The 19131-nt window shown below is 65.3% G+C and carries 19 protein-coding genes; 10 read left to right on the top strand and 9 right to left on the bottom strand.

What is annotated here, in order from left to right; all coding sequences use genetic code 11:
- Nucleotides 1-260 precede the first annotated feature (260 nt).
- Nucleotides 261-2063, top strand: a complete 1803-nt coding sequence (locus VE092_RS03050) for a methyl-accepting chemotaxis protein (protein ID WP_324873721.1) — start codon at nucleotides 261-263, stop codon at nucleotides 2061-2063.
- A gap of 15 nt (nucleotides 2064-2078) precedes the next feature.
- On the opposite strand, the gene VE092_RS03045 is transcribed toward VE092_RS03050, so the two are convergent.
- Both VE092_RS03045 and VE092_RS03040 read right to left on the bottom strand, forming a co-directional pair.
- Complete coding sequence (locus VE092_RS03045; protein ID WP_324873719.1) at nucleotides 2079-3536, bottom strand: sensor histidine kinase; 1458 nt, start codon at nucleotides 3534-3536, stop codon at nucleotides 2079-2081.
- Nucleotides 3536-4210, bottom strand: coding sequence for a response regulator (locus tag VE092_RS03040; protein ID WP_324873717.1), 675 nt, complete (start codon nucleotides 4208-4210; stop codon nucleotides 3536-3538). Before VE092_RS03040 ends, VE092_RS03045 begins: the two co-directional genes overlap by 1 nt.
- A gap of 292 nt (nucleotides 4211-4502) precedes the next feature.
- On the opposite strand from VE092_RS03040, the gene VE092_RS03035 reads away from it, so the two are divergent.
- The 5 genes from VE092_RS03035 (at nucleotide 4503) to VE092_RS03015 (ending at nucleotide 11088) form a co-directional block, all read left to right on the top strand.
- Entirely contained in the window at nucleotides 4503-5465 is a 963-nt protein-coding gene (locus VE092_RS03035; protein WP_324873813.1) for a Bug family tripartite tricarboxylate transporter substrate binding protein, read from the top strand.
- 79 nt (nucleotides 5466-5544) lie between these two features.
- Entirely contained in the window at nucleotides 5545-6651 is a 1107-nt protein-coding gene (locus VE092_RS03030; RefSeq protein ID WP_324873714.1) for an ABC transporter substrate-binding protein, read from the top strand.
- A gap of 177 nt (nucleotides 6652-6828) precedes the next feature.
- Nucleotides 6829-8640, top strand: coding sequence for an ABC transporter permease (locus tag VE092_RS03025; protein ID WP_241813492.1), 1812 nt, complete (start codon nucleotides 6829-6831; stop codon nucleotides 8638-8640).
- Between the two features lie 85 nt (nucleotides 8641-8725).
- The gene (locus tag VE092_RS03020) at nucleotides 8726-9814 is read left to right on the top strand and encodes an ABC transporter ATP-binding protein (protein ID WP_324873710.1); all 1089 of its coding nucleotides are present in this window, start codon (nucleotides 8726-8728) and stop codon (nucleotides 9812-9814) included.
- A 197-nt stretch (nucleotides 9815-10011) separates the two neighbouring features.
- Complete coding sequence (locus tag VE092_RS03015) at nucleotides 10012-11088, top strand: porin (RefSeq protein ID WP_324873708.1); 1077 nt, start codon at nucleotides 10012-10014, stop codon at nucleotides 11086-11088.
- A gap of 101 nt (nucleotides 11089-11189) precedes the next feature.
- Here VE092_RS03015 and VE092_RS03010 read toward each other — a convergent pair whose 3' ends face one another.
- Nucleotides 11190-11840: a disulfide bond formation protein B gene (locus tag VE092_RS03010; protein ID WP_324873706.1), complete on the bottom strand. Its 651-nt coding sequence runs from the start codon at nucleotides 11838-11840 to the stop codon at nucleotides 11190-11192.
- On the bottom strand, nucleotides 11837-11995 hold the full coding sequence (locus VE092_RS03005; protein WP_324873704.1) for a hypothetical protein: 159 nt from the start codon (nucleotides 11993-11995) through the stop codon (nucleotides 11837-11839). The genes VE092_RS03010 and VE092_RS03005 overlap by 4 nt, the downstream gene beginning before the upstream one ends.
- Nucleotides 11996-12171: 176 nt before the next feature.
- Here VE092_RS03005 and VE092_RS03000 point away from each other — a divergent pair, with 176 nt between their 5' ends.
- Nucleotides 12172-13143, top strand: a complete 972-nt coding sequence (locus VE092_RS03000) for a 3-hydroxyacyl-CoA dehydrogenase NAD-binding domain-containing protein (protein WP_324873702.1) — start codon at nucleotides 12172-12174, stop codon at nucleotides 13141-13143.
- A gap of 36 nt (nucleotides 13144-13179) precedes the next feature.
- Here VE092_RS03000 and VE092_RS02995 read toward each other — a convergent pair whose 3' ends face one another.
- A complete protein-coding gene (locus VE092_RS02995; RefSeq protein WP_324873700.1) occupies nucleotides 13180-14085 on the bottom strand; it encodes a LysR family transcriptional regulator in 906 nt (301 codons plus the stop codon).
- 131 nt (nucleotides 14086-14216) lie between these two features.
- Here VE092_RS02995 and VE092_RS02990 point away from each other — a divergent pair, with 131 nt between their 5' ends.
- The 3 genes from VE092_RS02990 (at nucleotide 14217) to VE092_RS02980 (ending at nucleotide 16380) form a co-directional block, all read left to right on the top strand.
- Nucleotides 14217-14675, top strand: a complete 459-nt coding sequence (locus VE092_RS02990; RefSeq protein ID WP_324873698.1) for a PACE efflux transporter — start codon at nucleotides 14217-14219, stop codon at nucleotides 14673-14675.
- Nucleotides 14676-14726: 51 nt separating this feature from the next.
- Entirely contained in the window at nucleotides 14727-15362 is a 636-nt protein-coding gene (locus VE092_RS02985) for an FMN-binding negative transcriptional regulator (protein WP_324873696.1), read from the top strand.
- A gap of 115 nt (nucleotides 15363-15477) precedes the next feature.
- A complete protein-coding gene (locus VE092_RS02980; protein WP_324873694.1) occupies nucleotides 15478-16380 on the top strand; it encodes an AraC family transcriptional regulator in 903 nt (300 codons plus the stop codon).
- Nucleotides 16381-16392: 12 nt separating this feature from the next.
- Here the strand turns inward: VE092_RS02980 and VE092_RS02975 are convergent, their stop codons facing one another.
- The 4 genes from VE092_RS02975 to VE092_RS02960 form a co-directional block, all read right to left on the bottom strand.
- Nucleotides 16393-17952, bottom strand: a complete 1560-nt coding sequence (locus VE092_RS02975; RefSeq protein WP_324873692.1) for a sensor histidine kinase — start codon at nucleotides 17950-17952, stop codon at nucleotides 16393-16395.
- A 93-nt stretch (nucleotides 17953-18045) separates the two neighbouring features.
- The gene (locus tag VE092_RS02970; RefSeq protein ID WP_324873690.1) at nucleotides 18046-18444 is read right to left on the bottom strand and encodes a response regulator transcription factor; all 399 of its coding nucleotides are present in this window, start codon (nucleotides 18442-18444) and stop codon (nucleotides 18046-18048) included.
- A gap of 241 nt (nucleotides 18445-18685) precedes the next feature.
- A complete protein-coding gene (locus VE092_RS02965; protein ID WP_324873688.1) occupies nucleotides 18686-18928 on the bottom strand; it encodes a DUF1427 family protein in 243 nt (80 codons plus the stop codon).
- A 13-nt stretch (nucleotides 18929-18941) separates the two neighbouring features.
- A complete protein-coding gene (locus VE092_RS02960) occupies nucleotides 18942-19109 on the bottom strand; it encodes a DUF1427 family protein (protein ID WP_324873686.1) in 168 nt (55 codons plus the stop codon).
- Nucleotides 19110-19131: the final 22 nt, after the last annotated feature.

Genomic DNA, 19131 nt, shown 5'->3' with positions numbered 1-19131 from the left:
GCCAGGCCCAGCCGCTCAAGTTGTGGTGCAAAGTGCCGATGACAAGCAACGTGCCGCACGATTCTGATTGCACCGCACATGATCGGTCCCCGTTCTCGTCAATGGCGGGCGACTGGTTGTCCTCAGGAAACAAGATTCCCTTGCAACCCCATCCGGTTGCGCAAAGGCGACACCGACAGGACCGCGATGCAGGCCAGCGGCGCCGGTCCGGCAGCGAATGCTGCGGGCCTTTCTTCAACGCGACGAATGGGGGTCGACCAATGAAGTTCAAGGATATCAAGATCAGCGTGCGCCTGGCCGCATGCTTTGCCATACTGATCGGCGTCATGTGCCTGATCACCGGAGTGGGCATGCAGAGCCTCAGCAGCATCAGCAAGGCTTCCAAGCTGGTGGTCGAAGACCGCTACGTCAAGATCGCGCTGGTCATGGAGATCCGCGAAAACGTCAACTCGGCCGCCCGCAACCTGCGTAATGCCTTGCTGGCGCGCAACCTGGAGGAGGCCACGCGCTACCTCGACCGCGGCGCGGCCAACAGCGCCAAGACCACCGAGGCGCTGGGTCAGGTCGAAAAGATGATCAGCACCGCGCGCGGCAAGGAATTGATGAAGGCCATCCAGGATGCGCGTGCGGCCTACAACGGTCCGCGCGACAAGCTGCGTGAACTGATCCGCCAGCAGAAGAAGGAAGAGGCCACCGAGCTTCTGTTCAAGGAAGTGATCCCGGCGCAGGACCATTACTTCGAGGTACTCAACCAGTTCGTCGGCTTCCAGAAGACACTCATGGATGAAAGTGTCGTCGAGGGCCAGAACACCACCGGCGCGGCCATCGCGCTCATGCTCGAACTGTCCGGGGCGGCCATCATCCTGTGCGTGATCGCTGCCTGGCTGGTGACGCGCTCGATCACCCGGCCCCTCAACGAGGCGGTCAGCGTCGCCAGCGCCGTGGCCCAGGGCGACCTGACGGTGCAGATCGCCACCACCAGCAAGGATGAAACCGGCATGCTGCTGGCTTCGCTCAAGGAGATGAACCAGAACCTGCACCGCATCGTCAGCGAAGTCCGCACCGGCAGCGACACCATCAATACCGCTTCTTCCGAGATCGCCACCGGCAACCTGGACCTGTCCTCGCGCACCGAGGAACAGGCCGGCGCGCTGGAAGAGACCGCCTCCGCCATGGAAGAGCTGACCTCCACCGTCAAGCAGAACGCCGACAACGCACGTCAGGCCAACCAGCTGGCAGCCACCGCCTCCGATGTCGCGGTACAGGGCGGCAGCGTGGTCGGTCAGGTGGTGCAGACCATGGGCGAGATCAACGAGGCTTCGCGCAAGATCGTCGATATCATCAGCGTGATCGATGGCATCGCCTTCCAGACCAATATCCTGGCGCTCAATGCCGCCGTGGAAGCCGCCCGTGCCGGCGAGCAGGGCCGCGGCTTTGCGGTGGTGGCCTCGGAGGTGCGCACGCTGGCCCAGCGCAGCGCCTCTGCCGCCAAGGAGATCAAGGCCCTGATCGACGATTCGGTGTCCCGCGTGGACAATGGCAGCCGCCTGGTGGAACAGGCTGGCAGCACCATGAGCGAAGTAGTGGCCAGCGTCAGGCGGGTGACCGATGTGGTGGCCGAGATTTCGGCGGCCAGCCATGAGCAGAGCGATGGCATCGAGCAGATCAATCAGGCCATCGTGCAGATGGATGAAGTGACCCAGCAGAACGCGGCACTGGTGGAGCAGGCAGCGGCCGCCGCGCAGTCCCTGCAGGAGCAGTCGGCACGGCTGTGCGACACGGTCAGCATCTTCAAGCTCGGCGGCAACGAGACCTCCCGTGCGCCGGCTGCACGCAAGCCTGTCGCGCCCAAGCCAGCCACGGCAAAGCCGGCTGCATCCAGGCCGCTTGCGCCTCAACAGACCGGTGCTACGTCGGGCGTCGCTACGTCGGGCGTCGCCGCGTCGGCCACCAGGGTACCTGCGGCGGCTACGCGCGCGCTGCCGGCCGCGCCGGCATCGGCCGGCGCCAAGGCCGGCAGCAAGGCCATGAGTGCCGATGACGGCGACTGGGAACAGTTCTGAGTCCGGGTTCCGGCCCTAGGTCCGCAGTTCCACCACGCCAGGAAAGGCGATCCGCACCACCAGTCCGCTGCCCTGGCGCGGACTGTCCAGCGTCACGCTGGCGCGGTGCATGGCCGCGATCTCGCGCACGATGGACAGGCCCAGGCCGGTGCCGCCCGGGTTGACGTGCTGGGTAGCGCCGGCGCGATAGAAAGGCTCGAACACCCGTTCCCGCTCGGCCTCGGCAATGCCGGGGCCGTCATCCTCCACTTCCAGCAATGCGCCGGTGGGCTGGCCGGGCGCGCTGGCGGCGCGCACCCGCAGGATCACATGGCCGCCCGACGGGGTATAGCGGATCGCATTGTCCAGCAGGTTCACCATCAGTTCATGCAGCAGCAGGGCATTGGCCGGGATGCCGATGTCTCCTTCTTCCTCGAAGGCCAGGACGATGCCGCGCAGCACCGCCTGCTGCGACAGTTCCAGCGCCACCTGGCGCGCCGCATCGGTGAGCGAGACGCGCATGGTGCCGCCTTCGGCCGCACCGTGTTCGGCGCGTGCCAGGGTCAGCAGGCGATTGGCCAGGTGCACGGCCGAGTCGGTGGTGCGCGCCATGCCCTCGACCAGGTCGCGCAGTTCGCCGGCATCGAGGCGCTCACGGCGCAGTTCGCGCAAGGTCAGTTCGGATTGCGTCTTCAAGACCGTCAGGGGCGTGCGCAACTGGTGCGAGGCATCGGCGATGAAGCGCCGTTGTGCGCTGATGAGCGCCTGCAGCCGGCCCATGTAGCCATTCATGGCCAGCACCAGCGGGCGCATTTCCTTGTGCACCAGCGCCGGGTCGAAGCCGGACAGGTCGGTCGGCGCGCGCGACTCCACCTCCCCCTTCAACTGCATCACCGGGCGCAGCACGAAACGCACCGCGAACCACACCAGCAACGCCGCCACCGATACCAGCGTGCCTTGCCGCCAGAGCGTGTCGAACAGGATCTTGCGCGTCATGCCGTTGCGTCCCTCCATGGTCTCGCCGACCTGGATCAGGGCGATGCCGCGCATGCTGTCGTCGTACACCGGCTGCAGCAGGGCGGCGATGCGGATCGGCTGCTGGTGGTAGTCGGCCTGATAGAAGCGTACCAGCGCCGGATAGATCTCCGAGCGCTTGACGTTGGCCGGCACCGGCGGCAGGTCGTCGTAGCCCGACACCAGCTCACCCTTCAAGCCGGTGACCTTGTAGTAGATGCGGCCCAGGTTGTCGGTCTCGAAACTGTCCAGCGCCACGTAGGGCACGTCGGCCGTAACGTGACCGTCCACTACCGAGACCCGCTCGGCCAGCGCCCGGGTCGAGGCCAGCAGCGAGCGGTCGTAGGCCAGATCGGCCACTTCCAGCGCGTTGTAGTAGACCGAGACCGCATCCACCGCCACCAGCAGCGTCAACGGGATCAGCAGCCAGCGCACCAGCTGGCTGCGCAGGTTGCCCAGGCGCCGGATCGCGGTTGCCATCACACTGCCTGCAACAGATAGCCCAGGCCACGCAGGGTGGTGATGCCGACCTTGCCGGCGCCATCGCGTTCGAGCTTCTTGCGCAGGCGGTGGATATAGATCTCGATGGCATCCACGCTGGCATTGTCGTCCAGCGAAAACACCTGCTGGAACAGTTTTTCCTTGGGGACGGTATGCCCATGGCGCACGATCAGCGCTTCCAGCACGGCATGCTCGCGCGGCGTGAGCGCCAGCAGTTCACCGCCATAGGTAAAGGTGCGCGAGACCGTGTCGAAGCTGAGCGCACCACAGGTGACGGTAACCGCTTCGTGGCTCTGCGAGCGGCGCAGCAGGGCCTTCACGCGGGCTTCCAGTTCTTCCAGTTCGAAGGGTTTGGCCAGGTAGTCGTCGGCGCCCAGGTTGAGGCCGCTGACGCGATCGGCCAGGCCACCGCGCGCGGTCAGGATCAGCACCGGCGTGCGGCTGCCACGGGCGCGCATGCGCTTCAGGACTTCCAGTCCATCCATGCGCGGCAGGGTCAGGTCCAGGATCACCAGCGCGTAGTCCTGCGTCAACAGCAGGCTGTCGGCATCGGCGCCGTTATGGGCGCATTCCACGGTCAGGTGGGCGTCGCGCATGGCCTTGGCCAGCCAGCGGGAAAGTTCGATATGGTCTTCGACCAGCAGGATGCGCATGATGCTGCCTTTTTATTGATGTCGGTCCGGTGCGGCTTGTCTCCAGCGCGGATGCTAACAGAAGGGCGCCGCCCTTTGAAACGGCCGGCGCAGCAATTGCGGAAAACGCGTAGCCGCCATTGTGGAGAGAAAGCCGCATTGCAAGCTTTACTGAAAGCCGGCTGAAAGGCTTTTCTTGTACGATGCGCCCATATCAAAAAAGATCATGCAGGAGACACATCATGACCGCCCTGTCCGTCGGCCTTGCCGGCATCGTCCGTCCCGTACCGCATCCCGCGTGCTGCTGAACGCCATGAAGGCGATCCGCTGGCGCTGCTTCCTGGCCGCATGTCTGCTGGCATGCGTGGCGCCGTGCGCGCTGGCGGTGGAATGCATCGTGCCGGCCAAGCCTGGCGGTGGCATGGATGCCTCGTGCAAGCTGTTGCGGCGGGTGATGCAGGAGCAGCAGCGCGGCGAGGACGTCAAGCTCAGCTACCTGCCGGGCGGCATCGGCGCCGTGGCCTGGGGCTCGGTGGTATCGCAGCGGCGCGGCGGCGCGGATTCGCTGGTGGCCTTTTCGGGTGGTTCGCTGCTGGGACTGGCGCAAGGCAAATATGGTCGCGCCGATGTCGGTGATGTGCGCTGGGTGGCCGGGGTTGGTATCGACCACGGCATGATTGCGGTACGCAGCGATGCGCCCTGGCGCAGCCTGAAGCAGCTGCTGGAAGCCATCCGCAAGGATCCGGCGGCGGTCACCATCGGCCTGTCGGGCACGGTAGGCAGCCAGGACTGGCTGAAGATGGCGATGCTGGCCCAGCACGCCGGCATCGCGCCGCGCCAGTTCCGTTTCGTGGCGCTGGAAGGTGGCGGCGATTCGTTTGCGGCCCTGCAGGCCGGGCACGTGCAGGTGATCTCCGGCGATGCCTCGGAAGCCGCCCACTTCATCGCCGAAGGCAAGGTGCGCATCCTGGCGGTACTGTCCGAACAGCGCCTGCCGGGACCGCTGCAGACGGTGCCCACCGCGCGCGAGCAGGGTTACGCCGTGGTGTGGCCCATCATCCGCGGCTTCTATATGAGTCCGCACACGAGCGAGGAAGATTACCGGCGCTGGGTGCGCTATTTCGATCAGGCGATGGCCGATCCGGCCTTCGATCGCCAGCGCAGCACCGGCGGCTTGCAGCCCTTTGCCATGACCGGCAAGCCGCTTTCGGATTACATCGCGCAGACCGTGGCGCGATATCGCAAGCAGTCGCAGGAGTTGGGCCTGGTGCGTTGACAGTGCGGGTGTGCAGGCGTCGTCAGGCGCTCTCTGCGGACTTGCCGGTGCCGGCCATTTTCATCATCAAGGAGAATCCATGTTGCACAAACGTCGCCTGAGCATTGCGCTCGGCCTGGCCCTCGCTTTGCCCGTCGCGTTGACCAATCTCGCCCACGCCGATACACCGGCCGGTTATCCGGCCGATTACGCCAAGATCATCGAAGGCGCCAAGAAGGAAGGCAAGGTCGTGATCTACAGCACCACCGACTCCAAGGCGGCCGAGTCGCTGATCAAGGATTTCAGCGCGCTCTATCCGGCCGTCAAGGTCGAGTACAACGACATGAATTCCACCGAAGCCTACAATCGCTTCATCTCCGAAGCGGCCGCCGGTGGCGCCACCGCCGACGTGATGTGGTCGGCCTCGATGGACCTGCAGGTCAAGCTGGCCGCCGAAGGCTATGCGCTGCCCTACAAGTCGCCGGAAGCGGCTGCCGTCCCGGCCTGGGCCAACTGGAAGGACACCGCCTACGGCACCACCTTCGAGCCGGCGGCGATCGTCTACAACAAGCGCCTGGTCACCGAGGCCGAAGTGCCGACGTCGCATGCCGACTTCACCAAGCTGCTGACCAGCAAGCAGGACAAGTTCAAGAACAAGGTCACCACCTACGACATCGAGAAATCCGGCGTCGGCTTCAGCCTGATGACCTACGACCTCAAGTACAACCCGCAGTTCTGGGACTTCGCCCGTGCCATGGGCGGTGTGGCGGCGCGCGTGCAATCCTCCACCGGCACCATGCTGGAGCGCATCTCTTCCGGTGAAAACCTGATCGGCTACAACATCCTCGGCCCCTATGCCCTGGTGCGCGCCAAGAAGGACCCGTCCATCGGCGTGGCCTTCACCAAGGATTACAACCTGGTGCTCTCGCGCGTGATCTTCATCAACAAGGCTGGCAAGAACACCAACGCCGCCAAGCTGTGGGTGGACTACATCCTCTCCAAGCGCGGCCAGACCATCATCGCCAACGAGGCGCAGCTGTTCGCCATCCGTGGCGACGTGACCGGTACCACTACCTCGGCCGAACTGACCAAGCAGCTCGGTGCGGCCCTCAAGCCCATGCCGGTCTCCACCGAACTGCTGGAATACCTGGACCAGAAGAAGCGCCTGGACTTCCTGAAGCAGTGGAAGGAAGCCACCAAGAAGTAAGCCCCTGCCCCGTCCGGTCCGGGGAGGTCCGGGCGGGGTCATCGACGTAGCCAGGTTCCATCCGTCTGAATCATTGCTCTCCCGGAGCGCCTCTGAGCCGCTCCGTGGGGCCGGTATTGCCGTCGCTTTGCCAGTTCTGACCCTTTTGTCCCGATTTGCCTATTCATGAGGCGCACCATGCAAACCTCCACAACGCTAGCGCGCAGCGAGCAAGCCCTGCCAGTCCGCCGTTTCCGGCTGAACTGGCCACGCGGCCTGGTCGTGCTGCTGGCAGCCCTGGCCATCTTCGTGCCGCTGCTGCTGATCTTCTACCAGAGCTTCCTGTCGGCGCCGTTCTTCGCGCCGGTGAAGACGCTGACCCTGGATTCCTACCGCTTCATCTTCGATGATCCGGACTTCCGCCAGGCCTTCATCAATGGCTTCACCCTGGCCGCCGGCCTGACGCTGATCGCCGTGCCGCTGGGCGGCATGCTGGCCTTCCTGATGGTGCGGACCGACCTGCCCGGTCGCAGCCTGATCGCCCCGGCGCTGATGGTGCCGATCTTCGTTTCGCCCATGGTGATCGGCTTCGGCTACGTGGTCTCGATGGGACCGGTGGGCTTCTATACCGTGTGGATGAAAAACCTGCTGTCGGTATTCGGCTTCGAGGGCGACCCCTGGAACATCTATTCCTTCACCAGCATCGTCATCATCGCCGGCCTGACCCACGTACCGCACGTCTACCTGTACGCCTCGTCGGCGCTCAAGAGCCTGGGCTCGGACGTGGAAGAGGCGGCCCGCGTGGCCGGCGCCTCGCCGCTGCAGGTGGCCTTGAACGTGTCGCTGCCGATGATCACGCCGGCCCTGGCCTATTCGGGCGTGCTGGTGTTCTTCCTCGGTTTCGAAGTGTTCGGCCTGGTGTTGGTGCTGGGCGATCCGGAAGGTCACCTGGTCCTGCCGACCTATCTCTACAAGCTCACCAACAAGCTGGGCACGCCTTCCTATCACCTGATGGCCGCAGTGGCCGTGTGCCTGGTGGCGGTGACCATGCCGCTGGTGATGATGCAGCGCTGGCTGCTGCGTTCGGCTAACAAGTACGTCGCCATCAAGGGCAAGGGCGCGCGCCAGAAGGCGCTGCCGCTGGGCAAGTGGCGCTGGGTGGCGTTCGCGCTGATCGCCGGCTGGCTGCTCTTCACCGTGGTCATCCCGCTGTCGGGTATCGCCCTGCGTACCTTCGTCTCGCACTGGGGCGACGGCGTGAACCTGCTGGAAGTGCTGACCCTGGACAACCTCCTCAACGTCTGGGACCAGCCCTCGCTGGTGCGCGGCATCATCAATACGGTGCTCATCGGTGTCATCGGTGGCGCCCTGGCGGTGGCCTGCTATACCGCCATCGCCCTGGCCATGCACCGCAAGCAGGATGGCATCACCCGCTTCCTCGACTACAGCGTGCTGGTGCCGCGTGCGGTGCCGGGCCTGCTGGCCGGCCTGTCCTTCCTGTGGGTGTTCCTGTTCGTGCCGTCGCTGCTGGATTCGGCCTTGAAGGGCATCGACAACCCCATCGCCCTGTGGCTGGTGGACAGCTTCATCCCGGCGCTGCGTGGTCTGCGTTCGACCATCTTCTCGGTCTGGCTGGCGTACTCGGTGGTGTGGATGGCCTATGGCCTGCGCCTGATCAATACCGCCCTGCTGCAGGTCGGGCCGGAACTGGAAGAGGCGGCCCGCGCGGTCGGTGCCTCGCGCTCCCGGGTCACGCGTGACGTCACCATCCCGCTGGTGCGCTATGGCCTGATCGGTGCCTGGCTGATGGTGTTCCTGATCTTCGAGCGCGAATACTCGACCGGCGTCTACCTGCTCTCGCCGGGCACCGAGGTGATCGGCTCCATGATCGTCTCCATGTGGGCGGCCGGCGCGGTGGAACTGGTGGCGGCACTGTCCTTCATCAACATCACGCTGGTGGCCGTGGGCCTGGGCATTGCGCTGCGCTTCGGCGTCAAGCTGCACGACTGATCCCGGCCACCGAATCCATCCATTGCATGCGTCGGGCGCCTGGCTGCCCGACGCCCCTTAAGCAAGCGTCTCCAAAGGAATCATCATGAGCGAACTTTCCGTCAACGAGCTGCACCTGGACTACGGTAGCGGCGCCCACGCCAACCCCATTCTCAAGGGCGTCTCCATGGAACTGCAGCGCGGTGAAGTGGTGGCCCTGCTGGGCCCTTCCGGCAGCGGCAAGACCACCCTGCTGCGCGCCGTGGCAGGGCTGGAATCGCCCAAGGCCGGCAGCATCGACATCGGCACCCGCCGCGTCTTCGATGGCAGCCGCAACTTCGAGATGCCGGCCGAAGAGCGCAATCTGGGACTGGTGTTCCAGTCCTATGCGCTGTGGCCGCACAAGACCGTGGCCGACAACGTGGCCTATGGCCTGAAGCTGCGCAAGACGCCTTCGTCCGAGATCGCCACCCGCGTCAAGGCGGTGCTCTCGCAACTGGGCCTGGGCCATCTGGGCGAACGCTATCCGCACCAGCTCTCCGGTGGCCAGCAGCAGCGCGTGGCCATTGCCCGTGCCCTGGTCTACAACCCGCAGGTGATCCTGCTGGACGAACCGCTCTCCAACCTCGACGCCAAGCTGCGCGAGGAGGCCCGCGCCTTCCTGCGCGAACTGATCGTGCGCCTGGGCCTGTCGGCCCTGATGGTGACCCACGACCAGGGCGAGGCGATGGCGATCTCCGACCGCATCCTGCTGCTCAACAATGGCCGCATCGAACAGCAGGGTACGCCGCAGAGCATGTACCAGACCCCCGACACCCTGTTCACCGCCGAGTTCATGGGCAGCAACAACAAGCTGGCCGCCGAGGTAGTCAGCCGGGATGGCGAGCGCGTGACCCTCAAGCTCGATGGCGGTACCGCCGTCGCGACCCTGCGCGGTCGCAACGATGCCCAGCCGGGACAGCAGCTGACCAGCATCATCCGCGTCGAACAGGTGCGCATCGCCGGCGAGCAGACCGGCAATGCCATCCGCCTGCCACTGTCGACCTGCATGTACCTGGGCGACCGCTGGGAATGCCTGTTCAAGGTCGAGGGCGGCCCGGCCGGCGCGGTCGGCCTGCGCGCCTACGCGCCGCAGCGTCTGGAGCAGGGCGAGTACTGGCTGTCGCTGCCGGAACAGGCGCTGTGGGCGTTCTGACGTGCTGATGTCGCTGCAGCTCACCCAGACTGTCAACGGTTCATCCCATCGATGAAGCAAGGGAGCGGACGGCTACCCGCCGTTGCTCCCGCTCGTCCGGCCGGCTCGTCGGCGCGGCCGGGCGCAATACCAGAAGACGTCGCACGGCCCGCCCGTGCCGACGCAAACCATCCAAGCTTTCAACCAAGGAGACCTCAGTGCAAAGGAATCACCTCGCCGCCAGCATGCTGGCAGCATTCGCTACCCTCGCCACCGCCACCACTGGCGCCCAGGCACAATCGTCGGTCACCGTCTACGGGCTGATCGATTCGGGCGTGGAATTCGTCAACCACGCCAACGCCGCCGGCAACAACGTCGTGCGCCTGAGCTCGGGCATGATGAACACCTCCCGCATCGGCTTCCGTGGCACGGAAGACCTGGGCGGCGGCCTCAAGGCCGTGTTCCAGCTGGAAAACGGCTTCAAGCTCGACACCGGCAGCTTCGATGGCGACACCAACCAGCTCTTCAACCGCCAGTCCACCGTCGGTCTGGAAGGCGGCTTCGGTCGTGTGGTCATGGGTCGCTCCTTCTCGACCACCTATGACTTCATCCTGCCCTTCGATCCCATGGGCTATTCGGCCAACTATTCGTGGGTGACCTCGGCCGGCGCCACCGGCGGCCGCAAGGATGGCATGCCCACCGGCGTGTCCAACCTGGTCAAGTACCAGGGTGAATTCTCCGGCGTGAAGGTCGGTGCCATGTATGGCTTCGGCGAAGTGGCCGGCGATACCAGCAATGGCGCCAAGTACGGCGTCGGTCTGGGCTGGGGTTCGGGGCCCTTCAGCGTGGCCGCGACCTATGACCGCGTCAACAGCACCACCGCCAGCAGCGTGGCCTATGACCGTGCCACCAGCGCTCACCTGGCAGCGGGCTACCAGCTGTCCGACGCCTGGAAGTTCAGCCTCGGTTATCGCTACTACAAGAAGAGCCTGGCTTCAGGTGCCACCGATTTGCGCAGCGACTTCATCTGGGGTGGTGTGACCTACAAGTTCACGCCGGCCATGAGCGTGATCGGTGCCATCTACTACCAGAACATCAAGAACGTGGCCAACGATGCCGATCCGATCATGTACTCGCTGCGCCTGAAGTATGCGATGTCCAAGCGCACCGACCTGTATCTGAGCACGGCCTATGCCAAGGCCAAGAACAACCAGCTGGTCGGTCTCTCGCGTGACGACGCCGGGTTCGCCAACAGCCAGTTTGGCATGTCGCTGGGCATGCAGCATCGCTTCTGATGCGCTGAATCCTGCAGCAGGGGTCGGGCCATCCATGGTCCGGCCCGATAGTCTTGAGTCGTTTTTTACCGGCGCCCCCGATGATCGGCGGCGCCGCTTTTTTATGGTGACGTCATGGCGGCGCCGAGCCGCCGTTGCAACTGGTCGAACAGGTCGTCATCGCAGGCGTGGCGATGGCAGTCGCTCAGGCTGGACGCCAGGTGCGCCGTCACCAGCACGGCGAAGCCCGCGCAGGTCACGATGCGGCCCCAAGGCACGCGCCGCAGGTAGTCGGGCTTTTCCGCGGCCTGTAACAGCAGCAGGGTGGCCGGGTATTCGGCGCTCTTGAAGGCCAGCGCGGCCGCAATGATCACCAGTGCAGTCACCGAAAACAGGGCCGACCAGGTGTAGAAATGCAGGCCCAGCAGCGTCGCGCCCTGCACTTCCTGGCCCGGCAGGCCTTCCACCACCAGTTGCCGCAACGCGCTCACGCCGGTCAACAGGGCGCCCACCATTGCCATCCCGTAGTGCAGACTCTTGACCCCGAAGCGCAGATTGCACATGAAGCCGATGCCGGTCAGGATGATGCCCGTGCGCTGCAGCAGGCACAAGTCGCAGGGCGGCTCCCCCAGAGCCCACCTGAAGTACAGCAGCAGGCCCAGACAGCCGCTCACGGCCAGCAGACACAGACAGTTGAGGAAGACCCCGCCCGGCAGTACCGGATCACGGGGGGTGAAGACGATGGAGCGGTCCATCTCGACGCTGACCCTCATAGCACCAGCCCCAGATTGCCCTGCGTGTAATGGTTGAGCCACCACAGGGCCACGCCTACGCTTGCCAACCATAGCTTATTGCTTAGAGATCGCCAGCCCAGTCCGATCACCAGGACGGTCAGGAATACCAGCAGGAATGGGAGGTACAAGAACATGGGAAGCGCCTGGAGTTGGTACGGATTCTTGTCCGATGTGTTGTTCTGTATGATTTATACAGAATCGTAGCCGAACGCTTAAGGGAATCTCGCTAAAATTCCTCGAATAAAATCGAGAATTTCCGACTTTATTCGGTTAAATCCATTGCCCATCAGGACGAGAAGAGGAGAGACAGATGCAAGAAGCAACATCCGGGGCCATTCGCGGCAAGCACGGTGTGCACCGCGTGGCGGTGGTCGGGACCGGTGTCATCGGCGCCAGCTGGGTCGCCTATTTCCTGGCACAGGGCCTGGAGGTGTCGGCCACCGATCCCATGCCCGGCGCCGAAGAGAAACTGCGCGCTGCGGTGGCGCGGCACTGGCCCAGCCTTGAAGTGCTGGGGCTGGCGCCTGGCGCATCAATGCAGCGCCTGCGTTTTTCGGCGCAGCTGGAGGAGGCGCTGGCCGATGCCGACTTCGTCCAGGAAAACGGCCCCGAGCGCGAAGACCTCAAGATCGAATTGTTCCGCCGCATGGACGCGGTACTGCCGGCCGACGTGGTACTGGCTTCCAGTTCCTCCGGTCTGTTGATGAGCAAGGTGCAGGCCGCCTGCCGCCATCCCGGCCGGGTGGTGCTGGGCCATCCTTTCAATCCGCCGCACCTGATCCCGCTGGTGGAAGTCATTGGTGGTGAACAGAGTTCGCCCGAGGCGGTGCAGGCGGCGCTGGACTTCTATACCGCCATCGGCAAGAAGGCCATCCACGTGCGCAAGGAGGTCAAGGGTCATATCGCCAACCGCCTGCAGGCGGCGCTGTGGCGCGAGGCCTTCCATCTGGTCGAGCAGGGCGTGGCCAGTACCGAGGATGTCGACACCGCCATCGCCTACGGTCCGGGCCTGCGCTGGGCCCTGATGGGGCCGTTCCTGAACCTGCACATGTCGGGCGGTGAAGGCGGCATCCAGCACATGCTGGATCACCTGGGGCCACCCATCGAGAGCTGGTGGGCCGACCTCGGTACGCCGGCCATCACCGATTCCCTCAAGGCCACCCTGCGCAGCGGCGTGGACCAGCAGATGGCCGGCAAGACCTCGGCGGCCATTGCCGCCGAACGCGATCAGTTGCTGGTGCAACTGCTGGCGGCCAAGGGGCAAGCCAAGCTCATCGGCTGATCCGCACCGGCCCGGCCGGCCCGCGAGCCGGCCGCCCTACTTGCGCTTGCGACGGCTGGGGGCCATCTCGCGCATCAGCGCCACGAAGCGCTGTGCGCCCAGTCCGAGCGGGCGATCCTTGCTCCACACCACATCCACCCACATGCGCTGCTGATTGCTGATGTTGTCGAAGTCGATCACCACCAGCGTACCGGCCTCGATCTGCGCCTGCACCAGGCTGTGCGGCAGGTAGGCCCAGCCCAGGCCTTCGCGGACCAGCGACAGCGTGGCCAGGTGGTTGTCGGTACGCCAGATGTGGCGCGCCAGGAAGAAGCGCGGGTCGGAGATGCGGGCATCGCGACTGGCCACGGCGATCTGACGGATGTCGTACAGGTCCTCGTAGCGCAGCTTGCGTTTCTTGCGCAGCCGGGCCGGGTGCTCCGGCGCGATCACCGCCACCATCATTTCGCTGCTGAATTCCTGGAAGGCTTCGCGATCGTTGCCCGCATGGCGCTCGAACACCAGCGCCAGCTGCGCGGTATCGTCGTAGAGCATGCGCATGGCATCGGCCTGCGGCGAGGACAGCACTTCCACCTCCAGCGAAGGAAATTCCTCGGCCAGCACCGCCAGCGGCCGCGCCCAGGGCACCGAGAGCAGTTCCGGTGCCACCGCCAGGGTCAGCTTGCGCTCCAGCCCGCGATGCATGGCCAGGGCGTGCGCATCGAGCTGGCGCAGGGTGCTGGCCAGCAGCCGCGCATCCGGCTCCAGCGCACGCGCCTGCTCGGTGGGGCGGGCGTCGCGCGCGGTGCGGTCGAACAGCAGCAGGTCCAGTTCCGCTTCCAGCTGGCTGATGGTCATGCTTACCGAGGAAGGTACCCGCCCGAGCATGCGCGCGGCGGCCGAGAATGAGCCGCTGTCGAGCACGGCCAGGAAGACCTTGACGTTGTCACTGGAGAAAGCCATGGTGGGGTCCGGTTGCGGGAAGCCGGTCTACCTATCAAAAAAACTGAAAGAAGCCGATTTCTTCTATCAAAAACATCATCATAGAATGCTTTCCATTCCGAGGCCAGCCGGGTCTCGCAACAGGAGCATCCATGCAAGGTTTCAAACGCAAGCTGGTCTATGCCAGCCTCTTCGAAGGCATGGCCATCGTCTTCACCACGGTAGGCCTGACGGTCTTTGCCGGCCACGACAGCGCCCATTCCTCGGCGGTGGCGGTGGCGTCCTCGACTATCGCCTTCTTGTGGAATTTCATCTTCAATGGTCTGTTCGAGCGCTGGGAGGCGCGTCAGCCCCGGCGTGGCCGCAACTTCGCCCGCCGTGCCGCGCACGCCATCGGTTTCGAGGGCGGGCTGGTGGTGATGCTGGTGCCGCTGTTCGCCTGGTGGCTGGAGATCGGCCTGTGGGATGCGCTGGTGCTGGACTTCGGGCTGATCGTGTTCTTCATGACCTACACCTATCTGTTCAATCTGCTGTTTGATCGTATCTTCGGCCTGCCCAGTTCGGCCCTGCCGCTGGACGTGCCGCCCGGCCCGGCCGCCCGGGTCCGCTGAGGGCGTGGGGAGTTGTCATACAATAGTGTGCTATCGATCGCCAGGAACGCCATGTACATCCCCGCCCACTTCGCCCAGACCGACCCCGCCGAACTGCATCGGCTGATCATCGCCCATCCCTTCGGTGTGCTGGTCTCGCATACCGCCGGCGGGCTCGATGCCAATCACCTGCCGTGTCACCTGGATACGGCCCAGGGTGCGCTGGGTCACTTGCACCTGCACGTGGCACGCGCCAACCCGCTGTGGCGTGAACTGGCCGATGGCGACACCGTGCTGGTGGTGTTCTCGGCCGGTGACGCCTATGTCTCGCCCAGCTGGTACCCCAGCAAGCATGAAGCGCATCGCCAGGTGCCGACCTGGAACTATATGGTGGCGCACGCCCATGGCCGGGTCACCATCCGCGACGACGAGCGCTACCTGCGTGGCGTGGTGGCGCGCCTGACGCGCACGCATGAAGCTGCGGAAGAAAAACCCTGGAAGATGTCGGATGCGCCCGTCGAATTCACCGACACCCTGCTGCAGGCCATCGTCGGCATCGAGATCGAGATCACGCGCCTGGAAGGCAAGCGCAAGCTGAGCCAGAACAAGGAGGTGCGCGACATCAGTGGTGCCGCTCAGGCGCTGCTGACGCGGGGACACGTGGCGGTGGGCCAGGCCATGCTGGACGAGGCGGCGCGCAAGTCATAGTCACGTGCGGCCGGCAACGCACAGATGTACACACCTGGCGGCCGGCCCTGTGTAGAATCCGCAAAGGCGGCGCCAGTGCGTCGTTCCGATTTTCCCGACTGCAACGAGGTCGTCCATGACTTCAGTGAGCGCTATGACTTCCATCGCCGTGCGCAGTGATTCCCTCGGCTGCTCCGCCGGGAGTCTGCGGCATAGCCAGGAGCTGCAGGGCAGCGACTTCAGTTTCTATCGCAAGCGGGTGGAGGGCAGGGAATGGTCCCAGGTGCATACGCCACCCTCGGACCGGGGCTTCCTGGTCGGCATCTCGATGGCGCCGCAGCACCGGCGCAGCATCTTCCGCGGGCGTCAGGCGGCGCAATTCGACTTCGGCGCCGGCGCGGTCTATACCCGCGATTTTTCCGAGGACTACCGGGCCGACCTGCAGGGCCCCTTCGATTTCCTGCTGGTGGAGCTGCCGCTGTCGTGGTTCCATGCCGCCAGCGACGACCTGCGCGGCGGGCGCGTCAACGGCCTGTGCACCGTGACCGGTCGCTCCGATCCGGTGCTGGCGCACCTGGCTTGCGCGTTGGCGCCGGCGCTGGCCCATCCCGGGCCGGACAGCCTGCTGTTCATCGACCAGCTCGGCGTGGCCATGGGTACCCATCTGCTGCATCACTACGGCGGAGGCTGTGCGCCCTGCACGCGTACCGTGCGGCTGTCGCGGGTGCATGAAGAGCGGGCCAAGCAGATGCTGTTGCAAAAGGACAAGGACAAGGTCTCCATTCCCGAGATCGCGCGCGAGTGCAACATGTCGGCCAGCTATTTCCTGCGCGCCTTCAAGGCCAGCACCGGGCATACGCCGCACCAGTGGCTGCTGGTGCAGCGTGTGGAGATGGCGCGCCAGTACCTGCGCCATACCGAGCTGTCACTGGCGGAGATTGCCCTGGCCTGCGATTTCTGCGACCAGAGCCATTTCAGCCGCGTCTTCACGCAGGTGGCTGGGACCACGCCGGGTGCCTGGCGGCGCAGCCAGCGCTGACCGCACGCCTGTTCAGGGGACGCGCGGCAGGTCGAAGCTGAAACTGCTGCCCCTGGCGGGGGCGGCGCTCACGAGCAGGCGGCCGCGATGGCTTTCGATGATGGAGCGGCAGATCGCCAGGCCCATGCCCATGCCGTTTTCCTTGGTGGTGTAGAAGGCATCGAAGATGCGTGACATCGCCTCGGCCGCGATTCCCACTCCGCTGTCCTGGACCCTGACCTCGACCCGCTGCTCGTTGCAGCAGCTGGCACTGATGCTCAGGGTACGTCCCCTTTCCGGTACGCCGTCCATGGCATCGAGGGCATTGACCACCAGGTTCAGCATCACCTGCTGCAACTGCACCAGGTCGCCCAGCACATACACATCCACCGGATTCAGCGCCAGGTTCAGCGCCACCTCGCGCCGCTCCAGCTCGCTGCGCGAGAGCATCAGGACATGGCGGATCAGCGCATGCAGGTTGACCCGCGTGAACGCCGGCTCGCCATTGCGCGTGAGATCCTGCAAGCCACGGATGATGCCGGCGGCTCGCTGGCCCTCGGAGATGATATCGCGCAGCCCGGCGCGCGCATGCTCCAGTTCGGGCGCGGGACGGTCCAGCCAGCGCAGGCTGGCGCCGGCGTTGGAGACGATGGACATCAGTGGCTGGTTGATTTCGTGGGCGATGGAGGCGGTCAGCTGCCCCACGGTAGTGGCACGCGAGACCCGCTCCATGTCGATCTGGGCGGCACGGATCGCATACTCGGCCTGGCGCCGTACCGTGATGTCGGTGGCGGTGCCCATGTATTCGAAGAAGGTGCCGTCCACCCAGACCGGTTTGCCGATGCCCGACAGATAGCGCACCTCGCCGGTATCCTGGCGGCAGATGCGGTGTTCCACGCGGATGGTGCCGCCCATGGCGACGGCGGCGTTGACGGTGTCGATCACTTCATGGCGGTCGTCCGGATGCATGAGCGCGGCGAATTCGTCGTAGGTGATGCAGTTGCGGCCCGGTGCCAGGCCATAGATACGACACAATTCATCGGAGCAGAACATCAGGTCTTCGCGCACCAGGTAGCGCATGCTGCCGGTGTGGTTGAAGCGCTCCCCCTGCTTGAGCAGTTCCTGGCTGGTACGCAGTTCGCGTTCGATGCACAGCAGTTGCAGGTTGTCCCGCTGCAACTGCGCATGGGCGTCCGCATTGGACAGCGCCACTGCCGCGTGGGCGGCAATCTGGCCGGCCAGATGCGCCAGGGGCGGTGCCGGGGGGGTGTCGTAGTAGAGGTAGAGCCAGCCCTGCTGCGCACCCTGGTGCAGCAGCGACAGCGACAGGGCGGCGTCGGCCAGTTCGGTGGTGCTGGCGACACGGTCGCTGATGCCGTCATGGCCACCGGCGTCGGCGCTGCGCGCTTCGGCCTCGATCAGCGGTACCCCGGCCCGGTGACGCACCAGCAGGCAGCGTCGCGCACCGGCCAGCCGGCACAGCGTATGGGTGATGGCCGCCTTGAGGCGATCCGGATCGAGGATCGCACCGAGGTGACGCAAGGCTTGCAGCAAGGCATCCTGATCGTCGGGAGAGGAGGGGAGGGACGGCAAGGGGACTCCGGGCGAAGGGTGGCGAGGGCAGGCTGGACTGGACCGCTTGGGAGGCGCCAGTCCCGTATTGTGCCGTATCCCCGCCGCAGCTGCTCAACTGCGCCCGTACAGCAGGGTGGCGTTGAGCAGCACCAGCAAGGTCTCGGCGTCGACCGGCTTGGCCAACAGCGGAAAGCCCAGGGAGTTGGCGCGCATGCGCTGGGGCGGCGTGACCTGGGCCGAGATGAACAGCACCGGCAGATCCGGCCGCTGGCGCAGCAGCTGCTCGACCAGTTCGAAGCCCCCCATCTGCCTGAGGTCGAGATCGACGATGGCACAGCATGCCTCGGCCAGGCAGGCGCTGGCCAGGAAATCCTCGCCGGCATCGAAACTGCAGCTGCGGTGCCCGGCCGAATCCAGCAGGTTGCACAAGGCAGCGCGTACTCCCGGGTCGTCATCGATCACCGCGACGGGGCGGTGCGGTGACGGCGTGTTCTCCCCTTCGCTCATCATCGTCAGCCAAGATCGGCTCCGCGCACGGTCGGCGGCGCGATGCCGGGGTTGCCCGCGTCGGCCATTGGCGCGGGCCGGCGCAGCTGCGCGCTGCTCATCCGGCGGCGCGCGGGAAAAGTCGCTGCTCAGACAGCGTCGCAGGAGATGCGTCAGTGTTATGCGTCCTGGCGGACGTTGGCTCTGTGGCCGGATGAAACCGGGGGCGCTGCCCGGCGGTCGAGCCGGCCGGGCGTGCCGGTGTTCATTTCTGTTCTGGCGGCGGCGTACCCGTGATCTTGGGAATGCACTCGCGGTGGAACCACGAGGCCGTCAGCGGTTCGCCGGCGAGCTTGCGGCGGACGATCGGTACCAGCTGTTCGCCGATCAGCATGCCCAGCAGACCCAGCAGGGCGATGATGGGCGGGGCCGGCGACTGCACGTGCAGGGCGGCATAGATCAGGCCGGCCAGGATGCCCATCAACAGGGAAATCAGATAGGGTTTCATGGAGACTCCCGGATCAGCCGCCGAACAGGTGGCCGATCCCAGTGATCAGTTGTTCACCCAGCACCATGCCGAGCAGGCCGATCAGGGCGATGCCCGGTGGCGCCGGTGAGCGCACCTTGAACAGTGCATAGAAGACGCCGATCAGGATGCCGGCGCCCAGTGAAATCAGATAAGCGGACATGGCCCGGCTCCTCGTGAAGATG

The sequence above is a fragment of the Herbaspirillum sp. genome (assembly GCF_035644555.1).
GTDB lineage: Bacteria > Pseudomonadota > Gammaproteobacteria > Burkholderiales > Burkholderiaceae_D > Herbaspirillum.
Note: the sequence above shows the minus strand (reverse complement) of the source record. Positions and strands in the feature narration are given on the sequence as shown.